The sequence below is a fragment of the Alkalicoccobacillus porphyridii genome, from assembly GCF_007293315.1.
Classification (GTDB): Bacteria; Bacillota; Bacilli; order Bacillales; family Bacillaceae_D; genus Alkalicoccobacillus; species Alkalicoccobacillus porphyridii.
The window spans coordinates 1-269 of the sequence record NZ_VLXZ01000225.1; the positions used below are offsets into that span (position 1 = coordinate 1).

Annotated in this window: 1 protein-coding gene; it reads right to left on the reverse strand. The window is 53.2% G+C overall.

Annotated elements, in window-relative coordinates:
• A partial coding sequence (locus tag FN960_RS24120; protein ID WP_185971148.1) for a DNA-3-methyladenine glycosylase I occupies positions 1-269 on the reverse strand: 269 nt, incomplete at both ends.

Below are 269 nucleotides of genomic sequence, written 5' to 3' on the forward strand. Positions count from 1 at the left end.
GGAGGCGGGCGTAGATGTGGGGATTTCGCTCAACGTTGTGGCTTGTGTCATCTGTGGCTGATGATTTACAAACGACCAGACAAAGTCGGCAAACGGTTCGCCGTTCTGTTCCATTTGCAGGTACGCCCGCGCATTACCAATAATTGCCTGAATTTTCCCGCGATGGCGGATAATCCCGGCGTCCTGTACCAGTCTTTCGACATCCTCTTCCTGCATTGCGGCAACCTTCACCGGATCGAACTGATGAAAGCAGGCGCGATAGTTTTCGC